The 25,732-nt window shown below is 71.0% G+C and carries 20 protein-coding genes and 1 tRNA gene; 8 read left to right on the top strand and 13 right to left on the bottom strand.

Annotated elements, in window-relative coordinates:
* The first annotated feature begins 92 nt into the window (after positions 1 to 92).
* The 6 genes from HQM25_RS04935 (at position 93) to HQM25_RS04910 (ending at position 9,579) form a co-directional block, all read left to right on the top strand.
* Positions 93 to 3,794, top strand: a complete 3,702-nt coding sequence (locus tag HQM25_RS04935) for a nitrate reductase subunit alpha (protein ID WP_172989231.1) — start codon at positions 93 to 95, stop codon at positions 3,792 to 3,794.
* The gene (gene narH, locus HQM25_RS04930; protein WP_172989230.1) at positions 3,794 to 5,464 is read left to right on the top strand and encodes a nitrate reductase subunit beta; all 1,671 of its coding nucleotides are present in this window, start codon (positions 3,794 to 3,796) and stop codon (positions 5,462 to 5,464) included. The genes HQM25_RS04935 and narH overlap by 1 nt, the downstream gene beginning before the upstream one ends.
* Entirely contained in the window at positions 5,461 to 6,096 is a 636-nt protein-coding gene (gene narJ / locus HQM25_RS04925) for a nitrate reductase molybdenum cofactor assembly chaperone (RefSeq protein WP_172989229.1), read from the top strand. The genes narH and narJ overlap by 4 nt, the downstream gene beginning before the upstream one ends.
* Complete coding sequence (gene narI, locus HQM25_RS04920; RefSeq protein ID WP_172989228.1) at positions 6,096 to 6,878, top strand: respiratory nitrate reductase subunit gamma; 783 nt, start codon at positions 6,096 to 6,098, stop codon at positions 6,876 to 6,878. The genes narJ and narI overlap by 1 nt, the downstream gene beginning before the upstream one ends.
* Entirely contained in the window at positions 6,875 to 8,092 is a 1,218-nt protein-coding gene (locus HQM25_RS04915) for a nitrate/nitrite transporter (protein WP_172989227.1), read from the top strand. The genes narI and HQM25_RS04915 overlap by 4 nt, the downstream gene beginning before the upstream one ends.
* A 77-nt stretch (positions 8,093 to 8,169) precedes the next feature.
* Positions 8,170 to 9,579, top strand: a complete 1,410-nt coding sequence (locus HQM25_RS04910) for a serine/threonine-protein kinase (protein WP_172989226.1) — start codon at positions 8,170 to 8,172, stop codon at positions 9,577 to 9,579.
* 4 nt (positions 9,580 to 9,583) lie between these two features.
* On the opposite strand, the gene HQM25_RS04905 is transcribed toward HQM25_RS04910, so the two are convergent.
* Positions 9,584 to 10,165 (bottom strand): isochorismatase family protein, encoded by a 582-nt coding sequence (locus tag HQM25_RS04905; protein ID WP_172989225.1) that lies wholly within the window; start codon positions 10,163 to 10,165, stop codon positions 9,584 to 9,586.
* Positions 10,162 to 12,480 (bottom strand): MMPL family transporter, encoded by a 2,319-nt coding sequence (locus tag HQM25_RS04900; protein ID WP_172989224.1) that lies wholly within the window; start codon positions 12,478 to 12,480, stop codon positions 10,162 to 10,164. Before HQM25_RS04900 ends, HQM25_RS04905 begins: the two co-directional genes overlap by 4 nt.
* A 66-nt stretch (positions 12,481 to 12,546) precedes the next feature.
* Here HQM25_RS04900 and HQM25_RS04895 point away from each other — a divergent pair, with 66 nt between their 5' ends.
* Positions 12,547 to 13,440: an EamA family transporter gene (locus tag HQM25_RS04895; protein WP_172989223.1), complete on the top strand. Its 894-nt coding sequence runs from the start codon at positions 12,547 to 12,549 to the stop codon at positions 13,438 to 13,440.
* A gap of 21 nt (positions 13,441 to 13,461) precedes the next feature.
* Here the strand turns inward: HQM25_RS04895 and HQM25_RS04890 are convergent, their stop codons facing one another.
* The 11 genes from HQM25_RS04890 to HQM25_RS04840 all read right to left on the bottom strand — a co-directional run bounded on the left by HQM25_RS04890 (position 13,462) and on the right by HQM25_RS04840 (position 23,347).
* Positions 13,462 to 13,857: a hypothetical protein gene (locus HQM25_RS04890; protein WP_172989222.1), complete on the bottom strand. Its 396-nt coding sequence runs from the start codon at positions 13,855 to 13,857 to the stop codon at positions 13,462 to 13,464.
* An 80-nt stretch (positions 13,858 to 13,937) separates the two neighbouring features.
* A tRNA-Thr gene (locus tag HQM25_RS04885) sits at positions 13,938 to 14,013 on the bottom strand.
* A gap of 81 nt (positions 14,014 to 14,094) precedes the next feature.
* A complete protein-coding gene (locus HQM25_RS04880; protein WP_172989221.1) occupies positions 14,095 to 15,678 on the bottom strand; it encodes an alpha/beta hydrolase in 1,584 nt (527 codons plus the stop codon).
* Positions 15,679 to 15,685: 7 nt separating this feature from the next.
* Entirely contained in the window at positions 15,686 to 16,852 is a 1,167-nt protein-coding gene (locus HQM25_RS04875; RefSeq protein ID WP_438803623.1) for a DNA polymerase III subunit delta', read from the bottom strand.
* Between the two features lie 10 nt (positions 16,853 to 16,862).
* The gene (tmk, locus tag HQM25_RS04870) at positions 16,863 to 17,522 is read right to left on the bottom strand and encodes a dTMP kinase (protein WP_172991515.1); all 660 of its coding nucleotides are present in this window, start codon (positions 17,520 to 17,522) and stop codon (positions 16,863 to 16,865) included.
* A gap of 44 nt (positions 17,523 to 17,566) precedes the next feature.
* On the bottom strand, positions 17,567 to 20,266 hold the full coding sequence (gene topA / locus HQM25_RS04865; protein ID WP_172989220.1) for a type I DNA topoisomerase: 2,700 nt from the start codon (positions 20,264 to 20,266) through the stop codon (positions 17,567 to 17,569).
* A gap of 80 nt (positions 20,267 to 20,346) precedes the next feature.
* Entirely contained in the window at positions 20,347 to 20,664 is a 318-nt protein-coding gene (locus tag HQM25_RS04860) for a helicase (protein WP_172989219.1), read from the bottom strand.
* Between the two features lie 9 nt (positions 20,665 to 20,673).
* Positions 20,674 to 21,033, bottom strand: coding sequence for a TadE family type IV pilus minor pilin (locus HQM25_RS04855; RefSeq protein WP_172989218.1), 360 nt, complete (start codon positions 21,031 to 21,033; stop codon positions 20,674 to 20,676).
* Positions 21,030 to 21,230, bottom strand: coding sequence for a DUF4244 domain-containing protein (locus HQM25_RS04850; protein WP_172989217.1), 201 nt, complete (start codon positions 21,228 to 21,230; stop codon positions 21,030 to 21,032). Before HQM25_RS04850 ends, HQM25_RS04855 begins: the two co-directional genes overlap by 4 nt.
* A gap of 28 nt (positions 21,231 to 21,258) precedes the next feature.
* The gene (locus tag HQM25_RS04845) at positions 21,259 to 22,062 is read right to left on the bottom strand and encodes a pilus assembly protein TadB (protein WP_254359551.1); all 804 of its coding nucleotides are present in this window, start codon (positions 22,060 to 22,062) and stop codon (positions 21,259 to 21,261) included.
* 85 nt (positions 22,063 to 22,147) lie between these two features.
* On the bottom strand, positions 22,148 to 23,347 hold the full coding sequence (locus HQM25_RS04840) for a TadA family conjugal transfer-associated ATPase (RefSeq protein ID WP_172989216.1): 1,200 nt from the start codon (positions 23,345 to 23,347) through the stop codon (positions 22,148 to 22,150).
* Between the two features lie 410 nt (positions 23,348 to 23,757).
* Between HQM25_RS04840 and acs the strand changes: the two genes are divergently transcribed.
* Complete coding sequence (gene acs / locus HQM25_RS04835; RefSeq protein WP_172989215.1) at positions 23,758 to 25,725, top strand: acetate--CoA ligase; 1,968 nt, start codon at positions 23,758 to 23,760, stop codon at positions 25,723 to 25,725.
* Positions 25,726 to 25,732: the final 7 nt, after the last annotated feature.

The raw sequence follows: 25,732 nt of genomic DNA, 5'->3' as shown, positions 1-25,732 counted from the left end.
CGCGGGTCGTGGGTTCGAGCCCCACGGGGCCCACCACACGCGAGCACCGCACCCCCTGTTGCACCACCGGCCTGCGTCGCTATGGTGCAGGCATGACGCCCCGTGTCGGTGTGGATGGTGCAGCTTCGGATGCCCTGCTGGCGGCAGGCCGCTACTTCACGAGGTGGGAGCAGACCCCCGATCACCGGGCGGCGTTCCTCACCGGCGGGCGCGAAGGCGACGCGTTCTATCGCGACCGGTGGAGCCACGACAAGGTCGTCCGCTCGACGCACGGCGTGAACTGCACCGGCAGCTGCTCCTGGAAGGTCTACGTCAAGGACGGGATCATCACGTGGGAGGCCCAGCAGACCGACTACCCCAGCGTCGGCCCCGACCGCCCCGAATACGAGCCCCGCGGATGCCCCCGCGGAGCCGCGTTCTCGTGGTACACGTACTCCCCCACGCGGGTGCGCTATCCCTACGTGCGCGGTGTGCTGCTCGACGCCTACCGCGAGGCGAAGGCCCGCACGGGCGATCCGGTGCTGGCGTTCGGCGAGGTGACCACCGACCCGGAGACCCGCCGGCGCTACCAGCAGGCGCGCGGCAAGGGCGGACTCGTCCGCGCCACCTGGGCCGAGGCGGTCGAACTGGTCGCTGCCGGCTACGTGCACACGATCAAGGAGTACGGCCCCGACCGCGTGGCCGGCTTCTCCCCCATCCCCGCGATGTCGATGGTGTCGCACTGCATCGGCACCCGGTTCACGCAGCTGGTGGGCGGCGTGATGACGAGCTTCTACGACTGGTACGCGGACCTTCCGGTGGCAAGCCCCCAGGTCTTCGGCGACCAGACCGACGTTCCGGAGTCCGGCGACTGGTGGGATGCCGCGTACCTCATGATGTGGGGCTCGAACGTGCCGGTGACGCGCACCCCCGACGCCCATTGGATGGCCGAGGTCCGCTACCGCGGCACCAAGGTCGTGACCGTCTCCCCCGACTACGCCGACAACACCAAGTTCGCCGACGAGTGGCTGCCATGCCAGGCCGGCACCGATGCGGCTCTCGCGATGGCGATGGGGCACGTCATCCTCAAGGAGCGCTACGTCGACCAGCGCGTGCCGTTCTTCGTCGACTACGCCAAGACGTACACCGACCTCCCCCACCTCATCACCCTCGTCCCGCACAAGGACGGCGGCCTCGTGCCCGGCAAGTTCCTCACCGCCGCAGATCTCGGCCGGACCGCGCCCGAAGACCAGTGGAAGACGGTGGTGCTGGACGCGGCATCCGGAGCCCCGCGGGTGCCCAACGGGTCGATGGGATTCCGCTACGCCGACGCGGGTGAGGGCAGCTGGAACCTCGATCTCGGAGACATCGTGCCCGCGCTCTCGGTGCGCGACGCGAAGGTCGCCGAGGAGCCGACCGAGGTGCTGCTCCCCCGCTTCGACGCCCCCGACGGCTCCGGGGCCGTGCTCACGCGGGGGGTCCCCGCGACGCGCGTGAACGGCGTGCTCGTGACGACGGTGCTCGACCTCATGCTCGCCCAGTACGGCGTGGGTCGCGACGGGCTTCCGGGACAGTGGCCCACCGGCTACGACGACGCCACGACCCCCTACACGCCCGCGTGGCAGGAGGACATCACCGGCGTCCCCGCCGAGGCCTGCACCCGCATCGCGCGCGAGTTCGCTCAGAACTCGATCGACTCCGAGGGCCGGTCGATGATCATCATGGGCGCCGGCATCTGCCAGTGGTTCCACGGGGATGCCACCTACCGCGCGATCCTCGCGATGCTCATCCTCACCGGGGCCATGGGCCGCAATGGCGGCGGCTGGGCCCACTACGTCGGCCAGGAGAAGTGCCGCCCGATCACGGGATGGATCTCGCTCGCGAATGCGCTCGACTGGGCGCGCCCGCCGCGCACGATGATCGGCACCGCCTACTGGTACATGCACACCGATCAGTGGCGCTACGACGGCTACGCCGCCGACGCGCTCGCCTCGCCGCTGGCGGAAGGCAACTTCACCGGCATGCACACCGCTGACACGATCGCGCAGTCCGCGCGGCTGGGCTGGATGCCGTTCTATCCGCAGTTCGACCGCAACCCGCTCGACCTGGCCGATCAGGCCGCGCAGGCCGTCGAGGCGGGCACCGCCGCCGATGCGGCATCGTTCGTCGTCGACCAGCTCCGAGGCGGCGAGCTCAACGCGGCGATCGCCGACGTCGACGCCCCGGAGAACTGGCCGCGGCTGCTGACGCTGTGGCGATCGAACCTCATGGGCTCGTCCGCGAAGGGCAACGAGTACTTCCTCAAGCACCTGCTCGGCACGCACAGCAACGTGATGGGCACGGACGAGGCATCCATCCGCCCGCGGGACATCGCGTGGCGCGACGAGATCCCCGAGGGCAAGCTCGATCTGCTCGTCTCGGCCGACTTCCGCATGACCTCGACCACGCTGCTGTCGGATGTCGTCTTCCCCGCCGCCACGTGGTACGAGAAGCACGATCTGTCCTCGACCGACATGCACCCGTTCGTGCACGCCTTCACTCCGGCGATCGACCCGCCGTGGGAGGCGCGGAGCGACTTCGACATGTTCCACGCCATCGCGCGCGAGCTGTCGGAGATGGCCAAGACCCACCTCGGCACCCGTCACGACCTGGTGTCGGTGCCGATGCAGCACGACACCCCCGGCGAGATCAGCCAGCCCGGCGGCGTGGTGCGCGACTGGGCGCGGGGCGACGTCGCGCCCATCCCGGGCAGGACGATGCCGCAGCTGGTCGTGGTCGAGCGCGACTACACCGCGATCGCCGACAAACTGGCAGCCGTCGGCCCGCTGGCTGACACGCTGGGGTTCACCGTGAAGAATGTCACCTACGACGTGACGCACGAGGTCGACCGGCTCGCGAAGCAGCACGGCGTGTATCCGAGCGGTGCGGCCGCCGGGCGCCCGGCGATCGACACCGACGTGAAGATGGCCGAGGCGATCCTCACCTTCTCCGGCACGACGAACGGCGAGCTGGCGACGCAGGGTTTCCGCACCCTCGAGAAGAGGGTCGGGAAGCCTCTGGCCGACCTCGCCGAGGGGTCGGAGGAGAAGCGCATCACGTTCCCCATGACCCAGTCCGCGCCGCAGCCGGTGATCACCTCCCCGGAGTGGTCGGGCTCCGAGACAGGGGGCCGGCGGTACGCCCCCTTCACCGTGAACATCGAGCGGCTGAAACCCTTCCACACCCTCACCGGTCGCATGCACTTCTACCTCGATCACGACTGGATGCGCGATCTCGGCGAGGCGATGCCGATCTACCGTCCGCCGTTGGACATGCACCAGCTGTTCGGCGAACCCAAGCTCGGCCGCGACGGACGCAAGGAAGTGGTGGTGCGCTACCTCACCCCGCACTCGAAGTGGTCGATCCACTCCGAGTACCAGGACAACCTCTTCATGCTCTCGCTCTCGCGCGGCGGGCCCACCGTCTGGATGAGCGCGGAAGACGCGGCGTCGATCCTCGTGAAGGACAACGACTGGGTCGAGTGCGTGAACTCCAACGGCGTGCTGGTGGCCCGGGCCGTCGTCTCGCATCGGATGCCGGAGGGGGTCGTCTACGTGCACCACGCACAGGAGCGCACGATCGATGTGCCGAAGTCGGAGGCGACCGGCCGACGTGGCGGCATCCACAATTCGGTCACCCGCCTGCTGGTGAAGCCGACGCACATGATCGGCGGTTATGCGCAGCTCTCGTACACCTTCAACTACCTGGGGCCCACCGGCAACCAGCGCGACATGGTGGCGACCATCCGACGCCGTTCGCAGGAGGTGACGTACTGATGCGAGTCATGGCCCAGATGGGCATGGTGATGAACCTCGACAAGTGCATCGGGTGCCATACGTGCTCGGTCACATGCAAGCAGGCGTGGACGAACCGCGCCGGCACCGAGTACGTCTGGTTCAACAACGTCGAGACACGGCCCGGGCAAGGCTACCCCCGCCGCTACGAGGACCAGGAGCAGTGGAGAGGCGGGTGGACGCTCAACAGCCGCGGGAGGCTGACGCTGCGCACCGGCAGCCGCCTGAAGCGACTGCTGACGATCTTCTCCTCGCCCGTGCAGCCCAAGCTCGAGGACTACTACGAGCCCTGGACCTACGACTACGAGACCCTGATCGACGCGCCCCTCGGCGACGACTTCCCGGTCGCACGGCCGAAGTCGCTCATCACGGGCGAGGACACGAAGATCACATGGTCGGCGAACTGGGACGACGACCTCGGCGGCACGAGCGAGATGGGACACCTCGACCCGATCGTCGAGAAGGTGCGCCGCGAATCCGAGGACAAGATCAAGTTCTCGTTCGAGCAGACGTTCATGTTCTATCTGCCGCGCATCTGCGAGCACTGCCTGAACCCGTCGTGCATGGCCTCGTGCCCGTCGGGCGCGATCTACAAGCGCGCCGAGGACGGGATCGTGCTCGTCGACCAGGACCGCTGCCGCGGCTGGCGCCAATGCATCACCGGGTGCCCATACAAGAAGATCTACTTCAACCACAAGACCGGCAAAGCCGAGAAGTGCACGCTGTGCTATCCGCGCCTGGAGGTCGGCATCCCGACCGTCTGCTCGGAGACGTGCGTGGGCCGCCTGCGCTACCTGGGGCTGTTCCTCTACGACGCCGACAAGGTGACCGCCGCGGCCGCCACGCCCGACGAGAAAGACCTCTACGAGGCCCAGCTCGACCTCATGCTCGACCCCGATGACCCCGAGGTGATCGCCGCCGTGAAGGCGCAGGGCGACATCCCCGACGACTGGATGGATGCCGCGCGCCGCTCCCCCGTGTACGCCCTCGCGAAGAAGTACCGGGTGGCGCTGCCGCTGCACCCCGAGTACCGCACGATGCCGATGGTCTGGTACATCCCGCCACTGTCGCCGATCGTCGATCTTCTGCGCGATCAGGGCCATGATGCCGAGTCCGCCGGCACCCTGTTCGGCGCGATCGAGGCGCTGCGGATCCCCGTCGAGTACCTCGCCGAGCTGTTCACCGCGGGCGACACCGACATCGTCACCGCCGTCCTGTACCGGCTCGCGGCGATGCGCGCCTACCTGCGGGACATCACGCTGGACCGCGAGCGCGACGAGTCGATCCCCGAGGCGGTCGGCATGACCGGCGAGACCCTCTACGAGATGTACCGGCTGCTGGCGATCGCCAAGTACGAAGAGCGCTACGTCATCCCCACGGCCCACTACGAGCGGGCGCACGAACTCGAGGAGCTCGGTTGCTCGCTCGACTTCGACGGCGGCCCCTACGAGTCGGGGCCCTTCGGCGAGGCGAGTGGACGGGTGCAGCCGGTGGCGGTGGAGACCTATCAGGCGCTGCGCGACCGGCAGACCTCCGACGAGGGCGTCTCCGCCGAATCGCTGCGCGGCCGCGTGAACCTCCTCAACTGGGACGGCAACGGCTCGCCCTCGGGGCTGTTCCCGGCCCGCCGCGAGCCGAAGGGCGACGCATGAGCCAGACGCGGGCGAACCGGATCGTGTACCAGGCGGCCTCGATCTGCCTGTCCTACCCCGATGACGCCGTGTTGGATGCCGCGCCCGTCGTCGCCGCGGCCCTGCACGAGTCCGCGCCGCACGCCGCGGCATCCTTCACACCGCTGCTCGCCTGGTGGCAGGCGACGCCCCGCTCCGCGGTGCGCACCGCCTACGTCGACACGTTCGACATGTCCAAGCGCCACGCGCTGTATCTCAGCTACTGGACCGACGGCGACACCCGTCGGCGCGGCGGGGTGCTCGCCGATCTCAAGCAGCGCTACCGGGATGCCGGGCTCGCGCTCGAGGGGACGGGAGGCGAGCTGCCAGACTATGTGCCGCTCGTGCTGGAGTTCGCCCGCCACGACCCGGCCGCCGGAGCGGGGCTCCTGCAGGAGTACCGGGCGTCGATCGAGCTCATCCGCCTGGCCCTCGCCGAGCGCGGGTCACCCTATGCGGGCGTCGTGGCGGCGGTGTGCGGCACGCTCCCCGGGCACTCGCCGGCCGACCGCCAGCAGGCGATGGCTCTCGCATCGAACGGACCGCCGACCGAGTCGGTGGGCCTGGACGCCTACGACCCTCGACTGCTGCCGATGGCGACCGGAGGCCGCTGATGGACGTCTTCCTCTGGGGCATCCTCCCGTACCTCATGGTCGCCCTCCTCGTCGGCGGTACCGTCTGGCGCTACCGCTACGACCAGTTCGGCTGGACCACGCGCTCGTCGCAGCTGTACGAGTCGAGGCTGCTGCGGATCGGCTCTCCCCTGTTCCACTTCGGCATCCTCGTGGTGGTGGTCGGCCACGTCATCGGCCTGGTGATCCCGAAGGCCTGGACCGACGCGGTCGGGGTCACCGAGGACATGTACCACGTGATGGCGCTCGGCCTCGGCTCGATCGCGGGCGTCGCCACGCTCGCCGGGGTCGGCATCCTCATCTGGCGTCGGCGGACCACCGGGCCCGTGTTCATGGCGACGACCAAGAACGACAAGACGATGTACGTCGTGCTCGTGGCCGCCATCATCGCGGGACTGGCGACCACCCTGATCAGCGTGTTCGGACCGCACCAGGAGGTGACCTATCGCGAGACCGTCGCACCGTGGTTCCGCTCGCTGTTCATCTTCCAGCCCGACATCGCCGCGATGAGCGCCGCAGGACTGGACTTCCAGATCCACACGGTCATCGGAATGGTGCTGTTCATGATCTGGCCGTTCACCCGGCTCGTGCACGCGTTCACGGCGCCGGTGCACTACCTCTTCCGCCCGTACATCGTCTACCGCTCCCGGGACGGGCGTCCCACGGCCGCGGGCGGGATCCGGCGCGGCTGGGCGCCGGTGGGCACGCCCGACAGGACCCGCGATCGATCCACCTCACTCCGCCGCGACAGGAGCCGACGATGACCGCCACCGGTGCGACCGCCACACCCCCGCAGATCCTCCCCGGCCGCACCAAGAACCTGTGGCTCGCGCTGCTCGCCTTTGCGATCACCTTCTGGGCGTGGAACCTCATCGCGCCACTCGGCGTGCAGTACGCCGCGAACATGGGGCTGGATTCGACGCAGACCTCCATCCTCATCGCGACCCCGGTGATCGTCGGGTCGGTCGGACGCATCGTCACGGGCGCCCTGACCGACCGGTACGGCGGCCGGCTGATGTTCACCGTGCTCACCGCCGTCTCGGCCGTGCCGGTCGTGCTGGTCGCGATCGCGGGTCTGAACAACTCGTATGCGCTGATGATCGCGTTCGGGTTCCTCCTCGGCATCGCCGGCACCACCTTCGCCATCGGCATCCCCTTCGTCAACGCCTGGTACGACCCGTCCAAGCGCGGCTTCGCCACCGGCCTGTTCGGAGCAGGCATGGGCGGCACGGCGCTGTCGTCGTTCTTCACTCCCCGGCTCGTGGCCGCCATCGGCTATCTCCCCACCCATCTGCTCATGGCGGGAGCGCTTCTGGTCGTCGCGGCGATCGTCTGGTTCTTCATGGAGGACTCCCCCGCGTGGAGCCCCAACACCGACCCGGTGATGCCCAAGCTCGCCGCCGCGTCGAAGCTCGCCGTGACGTGGCAGATGGCCTTCCTGTACGCGGTCACCTTCGGCGGCTTCGTGGCGTTCTCCACCTACCTGCCCACCTACCTCAACAACATCTACGCGTACGACCTGGCCGACGCGGGCGCCCGCACCGCCGGCTTCGCGATCGCCGCGGTGATCGCCCGCCCCGTCGGCGGCTGGCTCTCGGACCGCATCGGCCCGGCGGCGGTGCTCATGATCTCCCTCGCTGGCGCCGCGGTGATGGCGGTGGTGATCGCCTTCCAGCCGCCCCCCGAGCTCGCCGCGGGCTCGTCGTTCGTCGCCATGGCGGCGTTCCTGGGTCTCGGCACCGGCGCGGTGTTCACGTGGGTCGCGCAGCGCGCACCGTCGGAGCGGGTGGGGACCGTGACCGGCATCGTGGGGGCTGCGGGCGGTCTCGGCGGGTACTTCCCGCCCCTGGTGATGGGCGCGACCTACAACGCGGACGCGAACAACTACACCGTCGGACTGTCGCTGCTGTGCGCGACGGCGCTCGTCGCTCTCGTGTTCACGTTCTTCCTCTCTCGTCGCACCCGCACATCCGCCTGACTCCCTCGCCGATTGCACGTTCCGACCGGCACGTCAAGGGGCATCGCCGACGACCCGTGGATGGATAGCGTGCTCGCATGCCCGCAATCGCGCCGCCTTCACCGGGAGTCGTCCTCGGCGGCCGATACGTGCTCGCCGAGCGCATCGGCCAAGGCGGCATGTCGTCGGTGTACCGCGCGCACGACACGGCCCTCGACCGCACCGTGGCCGTCAAGGTCATGCGCGCCGCTCCCGACGACCACGCCGCCGTGCGGCGCATGCGGGCCGAGGCCGCGGCGCTCGGCGCGGTGAGCCACCCGGGACTGGTCACGCTGTACGACGCCGACGTCGCCGACGACGGGTCGGGATTCCTCGTGCTGGAGTACGTGCCGGGCCCGACGCTGCGTCGGCGGCTCGATCTCGGCGCGCTGTCGATGGTGGATGCCGCCTCGATCGCCGTCGACCTGGCCGAGGGTCTGCACGCTGTGCACGCCGCCGGCATCGTGCACCGCGACCTCACGCCGTCGAACGTGCTGCTTACCGAGGCGGAGACGGAGCCCGTCCGCGCGAAGCTCGCCGACTTCGGAATCGCGCATCTCGCCGACTGGACGCGCGTCACCTCCCCCGGGATGACCGTCGGCACCGCCGCGTACCTCGCCCCGGAGCAGGTGCGCGGCGACGAGCCGACCGCCGCCGCCGACGTCTACAGTCTGGGCCTGGTGCTGCTGGAGGCACTCACGGGCGAGCGCGCGTTCCGCAGCTCGACCGCACCGGAGATCCTCGCGGCCCGCCTGACCGTCGGGCCCGCGATCCCGGCGGATCTCCCGCCGCTGTGGCGAAGCCTGCTCTCGTCGATGACGGAGATCGATCCGCGCGACCGCCCGGCCGCGGCGGAGGTCGCCTCGGCCGGGGCGTGCCTTCCGCTGGCCGCCGAGGGAAACCCGCTCGATGCGGCGACGGCGCCCGTGCGGCTCCCGGTGGCGGCCACCCCGGTCGCGCGCGCCACCGGCACGCGGTCGCTGCCTGCCGTGCCCGGGAATACCCCGCAGCGGTCGGCCGGAAGCTCTCACCGCGCCCGGCGACGTGCGAGCCGCTTCGGCGTGCTGCTGGCCGGTGCGGCGGCCGGTGCGGCCATCGGCGTCGCCGGGCTGTCGCTCTCGCTCGCGGCGGCACCCTCGGAGACGACGACGGTGCTCGAGCCCCGATCCATCGTTGCCGTGACGCCGCCGTCGACGGTCACGCACACGGCTGTCGACTCCACGCCCGCCCCCGCGCAGCCGGATGACCCCGCGCAGCCGGCTGACCCCGCCGTCGCGCCCGCCGAAGGCACGGCGCCGGACTCACCCGTGGGGGGCACGTCGGCCACCACCGGCGAGGAGGTTTCCGACAACGGCGGTGCCGGCACCGCGCAGAAGGAGTCCGAGGTGCGCACCGGCCCCGGCAGCGGTGGCAACGGGAGCGCGAACGGCCGCGGCGCCGAGAAGGGACGCGGCGCGGACGCGCGGTGAGACCTCAGGCGCCGCTGTCTGCCAGCTCCGCGCCGGCATGGGCGAGCTCCGCCAGCGCGGCCTCGCTCGACGCCTGCGCGACCCCGGCAACCAGGTCGGTCAGGATGCGCACGTGGCGCCCGTGCTCGACGGCGTCGAGGGCGGACGCCCGCACGCAGTAGTCGGTCGCGATGCCCGTGACGTCGACATCGACCACCCCGTGCGCATCGAGCAGCTGGGACACCGTCTCGCCGGCATCCGTCGTCCCCTCGAACAGCGAGTACGCCGGCTTGCCCTGCCCCTTCTTGACGTGGTGGGTGACCGCTGACGTGTCCAGGCCCGCGTCGTATTCGGCACCCTCGGTCCCTGCCACGCAGTGCACCGGCCACGTGTCGACGAAGTCCGGCTCCCCGGCGGCGAAGTGGCCGCCGTTGTCGCCGTCGCCGTCATGCCAGTCCCGCGAGGCGATGATGACGGCATACTCCTCGCCGTGGGTGACCAGGTACCGCGAGATCGCGGCGGCGACGGCATCCCCTCCCTCGACGCCGAGGGCGCCCCCCTCGGTGAAGTCGTTCTGCACGTCGACGATGAACAGCGCCTTGCTCATGCGTCGAGATTACGCCGATACTCCTCGCGGGTCAGCGGATGACCGTCGTCGGCGACCAGTTCGGGGTCGGTCTCGACCGGAAGCTGGGCATCGCGGGCGGGAGCGGCTGCGGACGGGGCGCCGGCACCGGTGACCGGCTTGCGCCACAGCTTCGACGGCCACCAGATCGCCGGACCGATGTCGTACGACAGTGCGGGGACCAGGAGCGACCGCACGACGAACGTGTCCAGCAGCACGCCGAAGGCGACGATGAACGCCAGCTGCACCAGGAACAGGATCGGGATCACGCCCAGGGCCGCGAAGGTGGCCGCCAGCACGAGGCCTGCAGAGGTGATCACGCCGCCCGTGGCCACGAGGCCGCGGAGGATGCCCGGACGCGTGCCGTGCACGAGCGACTCCTCACGCACGCGGGACATCAGGAAGATGTTGTAGTCCACGCCGAGCGCCACGAGGAAGACGAACCCGTACAGCGGCACCGCCGGATCGGCACCGGGGAAGTCGAAGATCCCGTTGAACACGAGGGCACTGACCCCCAGGGCCGTGCCGAAGGAGAGGATCACCGTCGCGATGAGGATCACCGGGGCGAGGACCGAACGCAGCAGGAGCATCAGGATGAGGAAGATCACCAGCAGGATCACCGGGATGATGATCGTGCGATCGCGGATCGAGGTGTCGTTGGTGTCGATGTCGGTCGCCGTCTCGCCGCCGACCACCGCCGCCCCTTCACCGAGAGCGCTGTCGAGGTCGGTGCGCAGCTCCCGCACGGTGTCCTCGGCGGCGACGGAGTCGGCCGCGTCGGTGAGGGTGCCGATCACCAGGACGTCTCCGTCGGCGAGCGTCGGCTCGGGCGCCGGGGTGCCGGGCGGGCCGACCGCGGTGAAGACGGGCTCTCCGTCCTCGACCTCGACGGCCGCCTGGCCCGTGGGCGAGTCCTCCGACGCGACCGAGACGGCGTCGACGCCGTCGCTCGCGTCGAGCACCTCGACCGCGTCGGCGAGGTCGTCCTCGGCGACGATGACGTAGACGGGCGAACCGGATCCTGCCGGGAAGTGCTCGGCGAGCACGGCCTGACCGTCACGCGCCTCCGAGGTGCCCAGCACGAGATCGCTCGTGGGCACGCCGTCGGCCTTGAGCTGCGTGATGCCGACGGCTCCGGCCAGCAGCACGACCGTGCAGATGATCCAGACCGCGCGCGCATGCCGGGCGACGAAGCGCGCCTGCCGCGGCCACAGTCCCTTGACGGGCTGCGAGAGATCGTCGGGAATGGTGGCGATCGGCTCCTTGGGGATGAAGGGCCAGAATGCCGCCCGACCGCACAGCGCCAGCAGCGCCGGCAGGAAGGTGAGCGCGGACAGCATCGAGAAGGCGATGCCGATCGACGCGATCGGTCCGAGTGCCCTGTTGGTGGCAAGATCGGACAGCAGCAGGCACAGCAGTCCCGCGATCACCGTGCCGCCCGACGCCAGGATCGGCTCGAACGCGCCCCGCCATGCTCGCAGCGTCGCCTCCCACCGTCGGAAGCCGTCGGCGATGGCCTCGCGGTAGCGGGCGACATACAGCAGCGCATAGTCGGTGGCCGCCCCGATCACGAGGATGAACAGGATTCCCTGCACCTGGCCGTTGAGAACGAAGATGCCCGCATATGCCAGCCACCAGACGGTCAGCAGCGCCACGCACAGCGCGAACACGCTCGTCAGCAGCACGAGCACCGGAAGCAGCGGCGACCGGTAGACGATCACGAGGATGAGGAACACCGCGATCAGGGCGACCCCCAGCAGCAGACCGTCGATGCCGAGGAAGCCCTCGACGAGGTCGGCGGTGAACCCCGCGGGCCCGGTCACCCAGCCTTCCGTGCCGGCGGGCAGCTCCTCGCCGAGGAGCTCGCGGATCTCACCGACCACGGCGTCGATCTCGCCGGACGAGTCGATCGGCACGAAGATCTGTGCCGCGTCTCCATCGTCGGACGCGAGCGGCGGCGACACCTCGGCCTGCACGCCCTCGATGGTCGCGATCTCATCGGCGAGGGTCTGCAGGTCGGCCAGGTCGGCGTCGGTGAGCGCGGCGTCGGATTCCACGATGACGACGGCGGGGATCGTGTCGTCGCCGAGGAACTCCGGCAGGCGCTCGTTCACCTGGGTCGCGTCGGCGCTCTCGGGCAGGAACGAGGAACGGTCATTCGTGGAGACCTCGTCGACCTTTCCGAAGTAGGGTCCGCCGATCGAACCTCCCACGAGCCACACGAGCACGAGAAGGACGGGGATGCCGATGCGCAGCCATCGGGTGGGCTGCCGCGACGCGTGGTGGGGGTTCGCCATATCGCTAGCTTATCTAGCGAATTCGGATCCGGCAATCCACCCCGGATCGTCCCTATGCTGGGGACGGTGATCGCCGCCCTCGTCGCCCTCGTCGGCGCCGTGGTCTACGGCGCGGCGGACTTCTTCGGAGGCCTCGCGACGCGGCAGCTGCGAGCGGTCGTCGTCACCGGCGCCGCCGGCCTGGCAGGCCTGGTCGCGCTGGCGCTCGCGCTCCCACTTCTGGGGGGCGCCTGGTCTGCGCGCGATGCCGCCTGGGGGGCTCTGGCGGGCGTGTTCGGCGCGATCGCACTCGCGCTGCTGTACGCGTGCCTCGCCATCGGTCCGATGAGCATCCTGTCGCCGCTGACGGCGGTCGTCTCGGCGATCGCGCCGATGCTGTGGGGGCTGCTCGTGAAGGGCGAGTCCCTGTCGCCGATCGGCTACGCGGGACTCGGCGTCGCGCTCGCGGCGGTGGTGCTCGTGGGCTTCGTCCCCGCCCGGCACGTGGTCCGTCCGAGCCTGCGCGGGGTGACCATGGCCATCGGGGCGGGCGTCGCGATCGGCGGATTCCTCATCGTGATCGACCTCACCGAGCCCGCGAGCGGGCTCGCGCCGCTGGTGGTGAGCCGCGCGACGACCGTCGCCCTCACCGCCGCGGCGATCGGCGCGATGCTCATGGGCGCCCTCCGGCGCGGCGAGCCCGCCGCATCCATCCTCGCCGCCCCGCACGCGACCAGCGGGGTGCGCTCGCGCGCGTGGGTGGCGGTGGTCGTGTGCGGCCTGCTCGACGCGACCGCCAACGGCGCCGCGCTGGCCGCGCTGCGACTGGGCGACCTTTCGATCGTGTCCGCGCTCACCGCGCTCTACCCGGCCGGCACGATCCTGCTCGCGGGGCTGGTGCTGCGCGAGCGCATCGCCGCCGTGCAGTGGGCGGGCCTCGCACTCGCCCTCACCGCGGGCGCGATGCTCGCCCTGGCGTGAGGGCACGTGCGGACCGGGCTGTCAGCCGCGCGCGAACAGCAGCACCCCGGAGAGCACGAGGGCGACCAGGCCGAGCGCGAGCAGACCGATCGCGATGCGCAGGAATCCGCGCACGACCGGCGACCCCGGGGTCAGTCGCATGCGGCCGCGCGAACCCCGCCTGTAGAAGATGTCGGCCATCGTGGCCCCGGCGAGGGCGTGATCCTGCTCGTGCGAGAGCCGAGCCTCGTTGACGCCGCCCTCCTCGTCGAACCAGCGCACGAAGCGGCCGTGCCCGTCCTCCTCGATGACGGCGCGGGCGGGGTGCCACGTGCCGTCGAAGAGGGAGAGGATGAGCGCGATCACGGCGAGGAAGGCCCCCGTTCCGAGACCGACCCAGGTGAAGATCTCGACGATCGCGTCGATCGCTGAGTCCATCCGCTCTCTCCGGTTCTCCGGAAGCGACTCGGTTCTCCGGAAACGACGCGAGGGCCGCACGTTCGCGACCCTCGATCCGATGGAGCCACCTAAGGGAATCGAACCCTTGACCTATTCATTACGAGTGAATCGCTCTGCCGACTGAGCTAAGGTGGCGCGCCTCGCTTGCGCGTTGCACAAGCATCGATCTTACATGCTCCGGAGCGTGCTCGCGAACCGGGCCACCACCCAAGGAGGCTACTCGCAGCGCAGCCCGTCGGTGGGAACCGTGCCCTCGAGCAGATACGCCTCGACGGCGGCATCCACGCATTCGCTGCCCTTGTTGTAGCCGGTGTGCCCCTCCCCGACGCGGGTCACGAGCACACCCGACGAGAGCTGCTCGGCGAGCGAGACCGACCACTCGTACGGCGTGGCAGGGTCGTTCGTGGTGCCGACCACGACGATCGGCGCGGCGCCGCCGGCCGAGATCGGCTCGCGCACCCCGGTGGGCTCCTCCGGCCACACGTCGCAGGGATCCGGGCCCTCCCAGTACGGCGCGATCGTCGGCGCCTCGGCGGCGATGAGCGCCTCGGCCTCCGCCTCCTCGGCCTCGGTGGTGTCGTCGGGGTAGTCCATGCAGTTGTACGCCCGGAACGCCTCGGTCGAGTTGTCGAGGTACACCCCGTTTTCGCGGTCGTAGTAGAAGTCGGCCAGCAGGAACGCGATTGTCGGATCGCCCTGCAGCACATCGGCCAGGGCCTGCGTGAGGAACGGCCAGCTGTCCTGCGAGTACAGCGCCGCCACGATCGCTGTCATGAGGGCGTCGGCGCCGAGCATCCGCCCGTCGGAGCCCGTGAGCGGCGTGCGATCCACGCTCGCCAGGAGCGCGCCCAGGTCTCTCATGCCGTCGTCGACCGTGCCGCGGAACGGGCACTCGCTGTCGTCGAGGCAATCGGCCATATAGGCGCGCAGCGCCGACTCGAAGCCGATCGCCTGCGTCGTGCTCACCGACAGCCCAGAAACCGACGGGTCGATCGCCCCGTCGAGCACGAGACGTCCGACGCGCTCGGGGAAGAGCTTCGCGTAGGTGGCGCCGAGGAAGGTGCCGTAGGAGTAGCCGAGGTAGTTCAGCTGCGCGTCGCCGAGCACGGCCCGGATCAGATCCATGTCCCGCGCGGAGTTCTCCGTCGTGATGTACGGGAGGATGCCGTCGGAGTCGTCCTCGCAGGCGTCGGCGAAGGCCTGGTTGCGCTCCTCGAGCTCCTCGGTCCAGGCATCCGATCCCCGCTCGTTCTCCGGGATGTCGAAGAGGTAGGCATCCATGTCGGCGTCGTCGAAGCACGTCACGGCGGTGGACTCCCCTACCCCGCGCGGGTCGAAGCCGATCGTGTCGTACCGCGCGCGCACGTCGTCGCCGACGGCGAAGGTGAGCGAGTCGCGCACCAGGTCGACTCCGCTGCTGCCCGGCCCGCCCGGGTTGGTCAGCAGAGACCCGATCGCCTCGCCGCCTTCCGCGCGGCTGCGGATGACCGACAGCTCGATCTCGCCGGCTCCCGGGTTCGCCCAGTCGAGCGGTGCCGTGACGGTGGTGCACTCGAAGGTACTGTCGCACGTCTGCCAGGCGAGCTCCTGGCCGTAGTAGGGCAGCAGGTCGGCGGACACGCCCTCGAGGTCGGGCGCGGCGCTGGCGGTCGGCAGCGGCTGCTCGTCGGGGATGAGCGCGTACAGGCAGCCGCTGAGGGCGAGGGATGCCGCGGCGACCACGGCGAGCGCGACGACGGTTCGACGCGCGCGGGAGGCGCGACTGCGGACACGGCCGCGGGGCGGGGGGACGACGTTCACGGGGTTCTCACGGAATCCTTCCGCTCGCGACGGTCACGAGCATGCTCTCCAGGGCCAGGGTGGGAGCGACGTTCTGCTCCAGGTTGCGCCGGGTCTCTGCGATGCGGTCGACGACGGCGAGGGTGCGCGACGGCGTCCAGGCCGCGGCGAGGGCGCGCAGCTCCGGCTCGAGTTCGCGGTTGATGAGCTCTGCGTCGTTGCCGAACTGGACCATCAGCAGATCGCGGAACAGCGACTGCAGGTCGGTCAGCACGCGGTCGATGCCGTCGCGCAGGCTCCGCGTCGCCCGGCGCTTCTGGTCGTCTTCGAGGGCCGACAGCTGCCCGCGCACGGCCGGCGGCACGGGCGCCCCCTCGGCGATGCCGAGCGTGCGGCGCAGCGCGGCGCGCTCCTGCTCGTCGCGCTCGGCGCCGAGCGCCTTCGCGTCGTCGGTCGCGGCGGCGACGATGCGCCCGGCGACCTCGACGGCGTCGCCCACCCCGCGCACCTCCAGCACCCCGCGCAGCGTCGTGGCGCGCCGCTCGCGCGCTGCGTCGTCGGTGGCCAGCCGCTGGGCCATCCCGATGTGGCGCTGAGCGTGCCGGGCGGACTGCTCGGCGATGTCGGGGGCGACGCCGCTGCGCGCGGAGATGAGCCGGGCGACGTCGGCGATGTCGGGCTCGCGCAGGCGCAGCGTGCGCACGCGGGAGCGGATCGTCGGCAGCAGGTCGGCGTCGCTCGGGGCGCACAGCACCCAGATCGTGCGGTCGGGCGGCTCTTCGAGCGCCTTCAGCAGCACGTTCGAGGTGCGCTCGGCCATGCGATCGGCATCCTCGACGACGATGACCCGATAGCGGCCGATCGAGGGCGCGAAGTAGGCGCGCTCGACGAGTCGGCGGGCTTCGTCGATGCGGATGATGACCTGCTCGGTGCGCAGCGCCGTGAGGTCGGGGTGGGTGCCGGCGAGCACCTGGCGCATCGCCGCCTCGTCGCCGGGCTCGGCGATGAGGGCGGCCGCGAACGCGTATGCGAGCGTCGAGCGCCCCGACCCGGGCGGCCCGGTGATCAGCCACGCGTGGGTGAGCTGCGCGGGATCGGATGCCGCCGCCTGCAGCTGCGCGAGTGCCTCCGGCTGACCCCAGACCTCGGCCCACGGCAGAGGCGGCGCGCTGATCGTGGGTGCCGCCTCCATCATGTCGCCCAGCCTAATCGTCGTCGCCGACGTCGCCGGTCGCCGTCAGCAGAGCGCCCAGGCGCTCGCGCACGGCGTGGGCGAGTTCGCTCTCCGGCAGCGTCGCGTCGAGCACGAGGAAGCGCTCGGGCTCGGCCTCGGCGAGCGACAGATACTCGGCGCGCACCCGGGTGTGGAAGTCGTGCTTCTCGGCCTCCAGCCGGTCGAACGGCTTGTCGTCCGCGGTGAGGCGCTCCCGCGCGACCTCGGGATCGAGGTCGAGCAGCACCGTGAGGTCGGGAAGCAGGCCGCCCGCCGCCCACAGCGAGAGCCGGCGCACTTCGTCGCGGCCGAGCACGCGCCCGGCGCCCTGGTAGGCCACCGACGAGTCGAGGTATCGGTCCTGGATCACGACCTCGCCGCGCTGGAGCGCCGGCCGCACGACGGTCTCGATGTGGTGCGCACGATCGGCGGCGTACAGCAGTGCCTCGGCGCGCGGCGCGATGTCGCCGCGATGGTGCAGCACGATCTCTCGCACCAGTCGCCCGACCTCGGTGCCACCCGGCTCGCGCGTGCGCACGACGGTGCGCCCGGCATCCTCCAGCCAGTCCTCCAGCAGCGCCGACTGCGTCGTCTTGCCCGATCCGTCTCCGCCCTCGAACGTGACGAACACACCCAGCCCCGCGTCGCGCACGGGAGCGGTGGGCGGAACGGGTGTGCCGCCCTTCACCTCGGGACTCACTTCTTGGCGGTCGTCTTGCGGGTGGCCGTCGTGCGCCGCGTCGTGCGCTTGGGGGCGGGCCCCTTCGCGCGCTTGTCGGCCAGCAGCTGCACCGCACGCTCGAAGGTCACCTCCATGGCATCCTCACCGCGCGGGATGGTCGCATTGGTCTCGCCGTCGGTGACGTAGGGACCGAAGCGGCCGTCGCGCAGCTTGATCGGCTTGCCGCTGGTCGGGTCGTTCTCGAACTCCTTGAGCGCGCTGGAGGCGCGGCGCGCACCGTACTTCGGCTGCGCGTAGATGGCGAGCGCCTGCTCGAGCGTGATGTCGAAGATGAGCTGCTCGCTGTCGAGGGTGCGCGACTCCGCGCCCTTCTTGAGGTACGGGCCGTAGCGGCCGTTCTGCGCGGTGATCGGGTCTCCCGACTCGGGGTCGACGCCCACCGTGCGGGGAAGATCGAGCAGACGCAGCGCGGTCTCGAGGTCGACCGTCTCGACGGACATCGACTTGAACAGCGATCCGGTGCGGGGCTTGGGCGCCGCCTCCTTCTTGGCACCGCGCTTCTTGGGCGCGGGGGCCGCCTCGGCCTCCGGCTCCGCCGCCGCCTCGGTCTCCGGGGCGGGCGGGTCGATCTCCTGCACGTAGGGTCCGTACCGGCCGTCCTTGACGACGATGAGCTTGCCGTTGTCGGGGTTCTCCCCGAGCACGCGGTCTCCGGCGACCGGAGCGTCGATGAGCTCCTGCGCCTTGGCGGGCGTCAGCTCGTCGGGGGCGAGGTCGTCGGGGATGTTGATGCGGCGCGGCGCGGCATCCTCCCCCGCATCGGGGTCGACGACCTCGAGGTACGGGCCGTACTTGCCGAAGCGGAGGGTCGCGATGTCGCCGATGGGGGTCGAGTTGAGTGCGCGGGCGTCGATCTCGCCGAGGTTGTCGACGATGTTGCGCAGCCCGACGTGCTCGTCGGAGCCGAAGTAGAACTCCTTCAGCCAGTCGACGCGCTTCTGCTCGCCCCGCGCGATCGCGTCGAGGTCGTCTTCGAGCGCCGCCGTGAAGTCGTAGTCGACGAGGTCGGCGAAGTGCTGCTCGAGCAGCCGCACGACGCTGAAGGCGAGCCAGCTCGGGATGAGCGCCTGACCGCGCTTGCTCACGTAGCCGCGGGTGAGGATGACGTCGATGATGCTGGCGAAGGTGGAGGGGCGGCCGATGCCCTTCTCCTCGAGCGCCTTGACGAGGCTCGCCTCGGTGTAGCGGGGCTTCGGGCTGGTGCTGTGCCCCTTGGGCTCGACGTCGCGCAGACGCAGCTGGTCGCCGACGGCGACCGCGGGAAGCGACTGGTCGTCGGACTTGTCGGCGTCGCCGCGCTTCTCGTCGCGACCCTCCTCGTACGCGTCGAGGAAGCCCTTGAACGTGTAGACGGTGCCCGACGCGGTGAACTCGACGCGCTTGCCGCCGGCATCGGCGACGAGGGTCACGGTGGTGGTCTCGTACTTGGCATCGGCCATCTGGCTGGCGACCGTGCGCTTCCAGATCAGGTCGTAGAGACGCTGCTCGTCGCGGTCGAGCTCGCCCGACACCGACGACGGTGTGCGGAAGGTCTCCCCCGACGGGCGGATCGCCTCGTGCGCCTCCTGTGCGTTCTTGCTCTTGTTCGCGTAGGTGCGGGGGTTCGGCGGCACGGCCTTGTCGCCGTAGAGGGCGACCGCCTGGGCGCGCGCAGCCTCGACCGCCTGCTTCGACAGCGCGGTCGAGTCGGTGCGCATATAGGTGATGAAGCCCTTCTCGTACAGGCGCTGGGCGACGCTCATCGCGTGCTTCGCGCTCATCGAGAGCTTCCGGCCGGCCTCCTGCTGGAGCGTGGAGGTCGTGAAGGGCGCGCGGGGGCTGCGGGTGCCGGGCTTGGCCTCGATGTTCGAGACCTCCGCCGTGCCGACGGCCTCGATGGCGGCGGCCAGGGCGCGGGCCTCGGCCTCGTCGAGCACGAGCACGGCTTTCTTCAGCGATCCGGTGTCGTCGAAGTCGGTGCCGCGCGCCAGCGGGGCACCGTCGACGCGCACGAGACGGGTGGAGAACGCCGCCGCCTCCTTGGCCGCCAGGGCCTCGATGTCCCAGTACGACGCCGAGACGAACGCCATGCGCTCGCGCTCGCGGTCGACGACGAGCCGAGTGGCGGCGGACTGCACGCGCCCGGCGGAGGTGCCCTGCTGCACCTTCATCCACAGCACCGGCGAGACGTCCCAGCCGTAGAGGCGGTCGAGGATCCGTCGGGTCTCCTGCGCGTCCACCAGCGCGAGGTCGAGCTCGCGCGTGTTGTCGACGGCGGCGCGGATGGCGTCCTTGGTGATCTCGTGGAAGACCATGCGGCGAACCGGGACCTTGGGCTTGAGCGCCTCGAGCAGGTGCCACGCGATGGCTTCGCCCTCGCGGTCTTCATCGGTGGCGAGCAGGAGTTCGTCGGCGCCCTTGAGCGCGCGCTTGAGGTCGGCGACGGTCTTCTTGCCGCGATCGCTGGGCACGTAGTAGGGATCGAACCCGTTGTCGATGTCGATCGAGTACTTGCCGTAGGCCTGCTTCTTCTCGGCGGGGATGTCGCGCTTGTCCGCGAGGTCGCGGATGTGCCCGACCGAACTGAGAACCTCGTACCCGTCGCCGAGGTACCCCTGGATCGACTTCATCTTCGTCGGTGACTCGACGATGACGAGCTTCTTTCCTTCTGCCAAGGGGCACTTCCTTTCTTCGATGCACACCATACACACCGTGCAACCCGGCGAGCGCTGTGAGGATGCCGAGCAGCGGCGCGTCACGGCGGCGGCCCCGCCCGCGCGCGGGCGGTGACGGGGAGCCCCGCGAACGACGCGGTCACCGACACGGTGGCGATGAGAACGTCGAGCTCGCAGGCGGTGAGCGCGGCGCCGCCGAGGGTCGCGAGCTCCGCCGCACGCTCGCACGGGACTCCGCCGACGGCGCCCGAGGCGGCGTCCGCGGCGGCGAGCGCGGCCGCATCGGCGGCCCCGGCGACCCGTCGCGCGGTGAGCGCCGCCGATCCGGCCGTCATGGCGGCGAGCGCCAGCGCCACGGTGGCGGCGACGACGCCGAGCGACAGGGAGGAGCCGGCCACCGCTGCACCTCACCCGGCCGGCAGGGCACCGGCCAGCGTGCAGCCCCGTGCACGCTGCACACCGAACGGAGGGGCCGCGGCGGTGACGGTGACGCACACCGTGTCGCCGACGCGATCGATCGACAGTGCCGGCGCCTGCCCGCCCACGCCTCCCGCGCCGGCGACGGCGGCCGCGACACGGTCGGCGGGCTCGCCGCGCGCGGCAAGGCGAGCCGCCGTGTCGGCGGCGGACTGCAGCCGCACCGACTGCGCCCCCGCCGACACCCCTCCGATCGCCAGGGCGAGCACGATCGCGACCGCGGGAAGCGCCACGGCGAACTCGGCGACCACCGCTCCGTCGTCGTCGTTCCTGCGGCCGCGCGCACTCACTGGACGGTGAGCGCGCGACGGACCAGGTCGGTGAGGATCGTGCGCACCTCGTCGCTGCGCATGATCACCACCAGGAGTCCCGCGAAGGCGACGGCGGCCATCGTGGCGATCGCATACTCGGCGGTGGCGGCTCCGGTCTCGTCGCGGTCGGCGAACAGTCGTCGGGCCCGCGAGGAGGTGAGGCGGGGCAGATTCATGCGGATGCTCCTATCTATAGGGTGTGTGTCAGTCGGCGGGCACGGCGGTGAGCAGCGGGAGCGGCGCCAGCACGCCGACCACGCCGAGGAAGAGGGGGATCACACCCAGCAGCACGAACGCCGGCAGCGTGCACACCCCGAGCGGGATCAGCAGGCGCGTCGAGAGGCGGGCGGCGCGCACCTTGCCCTCGGCGCGCACGCGGTGGCGGGAGAAGCCCGCCGATGCGCGCAGGAGTTCGACAGCGGGTGCGCCGGCGGCCCGGGAGAGATCCAGCACCGCGCGCGCCCCGTCGTCGATCGGGCGATCCCGGGCGCGCGTGACGAGGCCCGTGGCGCGGTCGATCGAGGCGCCGCCGCTGAGGGCGATCGCGAGGAGTTCGGCGTCCAGACCCGGAACGGCGTTGTCGCCGCGCGCACGCCGCACCAGGGCGCGCGTCCACCCCTGCGCGGCCGCCACGAGCGCCAGCCCGCCCAGGAGGCACACCCACCCGGCTGGTGATCCGATGAGAACGCCGATGGTGTCGAAGCCCAGCGCCGCGCCGAGGCCGATCGTGATCAGTGGCAGCCATCCCATGAGCCGGGCTGCGCCGGCCGGTTCGGCGAGGGCCGCGCGCACCTCGTCGGCCGCCTCCTGCGCGTCGGTCAGCGCGTGCGCGATGGCGCGCAGGCTGTCGGCCAGCGGTGCGCCGACCGCTGCGGCGATGCGCCAGGCGGCGGCGACATCCGCCCAGCCGCCGAGCGCGTCGATGGCCGCGGGCAGCTCCGCCCCTCGGCGATCTGACCCGCGACGTGCGCGGCTGTCGCGTCGCCCGCGGCGGCGAGGTGGTGCCACGCGCGTGCCGGGGCGATGCCCGCCTGCAGCAGCACGGCCAGCCGCAGCACGGTGTCGGCGGTCGCGGCCGCAGTCGCAGCGTCGCTTACGCGCACTCCCACGGCAGCCTCTCGATCACCAGACGGCCGGTCTCGTCGACGACCGGCCGGCCCGCTCCGGCGAGCCGGCGCACGCCGTCGCGACCGCGCGAGACGTGGAGCACGCAGCCGATCGCGCTGGCGACCTGGCGCGCGATCGATGCGGGGTCGAGCCCGGCCAAGGCCCCCAGCGCCTCCATTCGCGCCGGTACGTCGTCGATGCTGTTCGCGTGCACGGTGCCGGCGCCGCCGTCGTGCCCCGTGTTCAGGGCCGACAGCAGTTCGCGCACCTCCTCGCCGCGACACTCCCCCACGACCAGGCGGTCGGGTCGCATGCGCAGGGCCTCGCGCACCAGACGGGTCAGCGAGACGGCGCCGGCGCCCTCGAGGTTCGGCTGGCGCGCCTCCAGCCGCACATGGTGAGGATGGTCGATGTTCAGCTCGGCGACATCCTCGATCGTCACGAGCCGCTCCCGCGCAGACGCCGCCGCCAGCAGGGCGGCCAGCAGTGTCGTCTTGCCCGCACCGGCCGCACCGGTCACGAGCACGTTCTCCCTCCGCGCGACGAGCTCGTGCAGCCTCTCCCCCACCCGCGCACCGAACATGCCCCGCTCGGCGAGGGCGGTCAGGGTCGCGCGCTCCACGCGGGGGACGCGCACCGAGATGAGCGTGCCGGTCGCCGAGACGGGCGGAAGAACGGCGTGCACGCGGATCCCGCCCTCGAGGCGGACATCGACGCAGGGCGCGGCGTCGTCGAGATGACGCCCGCCGAGCCCGATCAGCGCGACCGCGAGATCGCGCACCTCCTCTTCGGCCGCGCGCCAGCGGGCGACCTCCGTGGGCCCGTCGCCGCGATCGACGAACATGCCCTCTGCCCCGTTGACGAAGAGGTCGGTGACCGCAGGGTCGTCGAGGTGAGCGGCCAGTGCCGCGACCCCCGGGTGCACGGCGCCGTGCAGCAGCCGCGCGGCTGCGTGGCGCGTAGGCGCTTCGCGCACCTCCTCGGGGGCGGCGGCGGGGGCGGCATCGGTGGCGGCATCGGCGCGCACGCGCGGGGTCGCGACCCAGGGGCGCGGCAGATCAGCCGGCGAGGGCCACGCCTCGCGCTCCAGTTCATCGAGCACCCGCCGGTCGTCGGCATCCTCCGCCGTGGCGGCGGCGGAGACGAGGTGCGGCGTGCGGGGCCGGGGAACGAATGCATCGGGCATGCCCCGACGGTAGGCGGGCCGCCCGTCGACCCGGGCGGGAAGCGGCCACCCGTGGAGGGAATCACCCGGAAACCGTCCTGGGGAGAAGAGAGCGCGCCGCGCGCGGCGGCGGAAAAAGTAAGGGGCGGCATCCCATGGGGGGAATGGGATGCCGCCACGCGCGGCACCTCACTTCGGGGGTGATTCGGGTGCCGCAATGCCAGAATCGATGTTCGGCCGTGCAAGAGCATATGCGACTGGATGCGTTCCCACCAACCGTTTGGGAGCGTTCTCCAGCGATATATCGGTTACAACCTTGTTACGCCGCCCCCCACTATCGGAGGTAGTGGCAGACGGGACGCCGCGCTACATTTCCTCGCAGACTCGCCGACGACCCGGCAGACCCGTGCCAGCCGCGAAGGAGCGCGCCCATGACCAGTCAGATCGACCACCTCCTCACCGAGACCCGACGGTTCGCACCGTCGGAGGAATTCGCCGCGAACGCCGTCGCAGACGCCGCGCTGTACGCCGAGGCCGCGACCGACCGAGAGGCGTTCTGGGCGCAGCAGGCGCGCGACCTCCACTGGCACACCCCCTTCACGGAGGTGCTGGACTGGTCGACCCCCCCGTTCGCGAAGTGGTTCGCCGACGGCGAGCTGAACGTGGCCTACAACTGCCTGGACCGCCACGTCGCCGCCGGCAACGGCGACCGCGTGGCGCTGCTGTGGGAGGGCGAGCCCGGCGACGAGCGTCGCGTGACCTATGCCGAACTGACCGACGAGGTCAAGCGTCTCGCGAACGTGCTGGAGGGCCTCGGCGTCGGCCAGGGCGATCGCGTGGCCATCTACATGCCGATGATCCCCGAGGCGGTCGCCGCGATGCTCGCCGTGGCACGCATCGGCGCGATCCACTCCGTCGTCTTCGGCGGCTTCTCCGCCGACAGCCTGCGCGCGCGCATCGACGACGCGGGTGCCAAGCTCGTCATCACCGCCGACGGCGGGTACCGCAAGGGCAAGGTGTCGCCGCTGAAGCCCGCGGTGGACCAGGCGCTGGCCGACCGCAACGGCTCGGGGGTGCAGGAGACCGTCGAGCACGTGCTCGTCGTCAAGCGTGGCGAGAACGCGGTCGAGTGGACCGACGGCCGCGACCTGTGGTGGCACGAGACGGTGCCGCAGGCGCCGGCCGAGCACGAGGCGCGGGCCTTTCCCGCCGAGAACCCGCTGTTCATCCTCTACACGTCGGGCACGACGGGCAAGCCCAAGGGCATCCTGCACACCTCGGGCGGCTACCTGACCCAGGCCGCCTTCACGAACAAGGTCGTGCACGACATCCACCCCGAGACCGACGTGTACTGGTGCACGGCCGACATCGGCTGGATCACCGGCCACTCCTATGTCACCTACGGTCCGCTGGCCAACGGGGCGACGCAGGTGCTCTACGAGGGCACGCCCGACTCCCCTCACCCCGGCCGGTGGTGGGAGATCGTGCAGAAGTACGCAGTGACGATCCTCTACACGGCCCCCACCGCGATCCGCTCGTTCATGAAGATCGGCCGCGCCGTGCCGCAGAGCTTCGATCTGTCGTCGATCCGGCTGCTCGGCTCGGTGGGTGAGCCGATCAACCCCGAAGCGTGGATGTGGTACCGCACGATCATCGGCGCCGACGCCGCGCCGATCATCGACACGTGGTGGCAGACCGAGACGGGGGCCATCATGATCTCCGCACTGCCGGGCGTGACCGAGACCAAGCCCGGTTCGGCGCAGGTGCCGGTCCCCGGCATCTCCGTCGACGTCGTCGACGAGTCGGGCGAGCACGTCGGCACCGACAACGGCGGGCTCCTGGTGCTCACCGAGCCCTGGCCGAGCATGCTGCGCGGGATCTGGGGCGACCCGGAGCGGTTCGTGGAGACCTACTGGGAGAAGTTCCAGAAGCAGGGCTACTACTTCGCCGGCGACGGCGCGCGGCTCGACGAGGACGGCGAGATCTGGCTGCTCGGCCGCGTCGACGACGTGATGAACGTCTCGGGCCACCGGCTGTCGACGGCCGAGATCGAGTCCGCGCTCGTCGCCCACGAGGCCACCGCCGAGGCGGCCGTGGTCGGCGCCTCCGACGAGACGACCGGGCAGGCCGTGGTCGCCTTCGTGATCCTGAAGGAGAGCTTCCTGCGGGAGCACTCCCCCGAGGGCCTGGCGCAATCGCTGCGGCTGTGGGTGGGCGAGCAGATCGGACCTATCGCGCGCCCCCGCGACATCTACATCGTCAGCGAGCTGCCCAAGACCCGCTCCGGCAAGATCATGCGACGCCTCCTGCGGGATGTCGCCGAGGGTCGCGAGGTCGGCGACACGACCACGCTGGCCGACACTGCCGTCATGAGCGTGATCTCGGCGCAGGTCAAGTAGCGGACAG

This window comes from Microbacterium hominis, from assembly GCF_013282805.1.
In the GTDB taxonomy this organism is placed as follows: domain Bacteria; phylum Actinomycetota; class Actinomycetes; order Actinomycetales; family Microbacteriaceae; genus Microbacterium; species Microbacterium hominis_B.
This window is presented reverse-complemented; position numbering and strand designations above follow the sequence as displayed.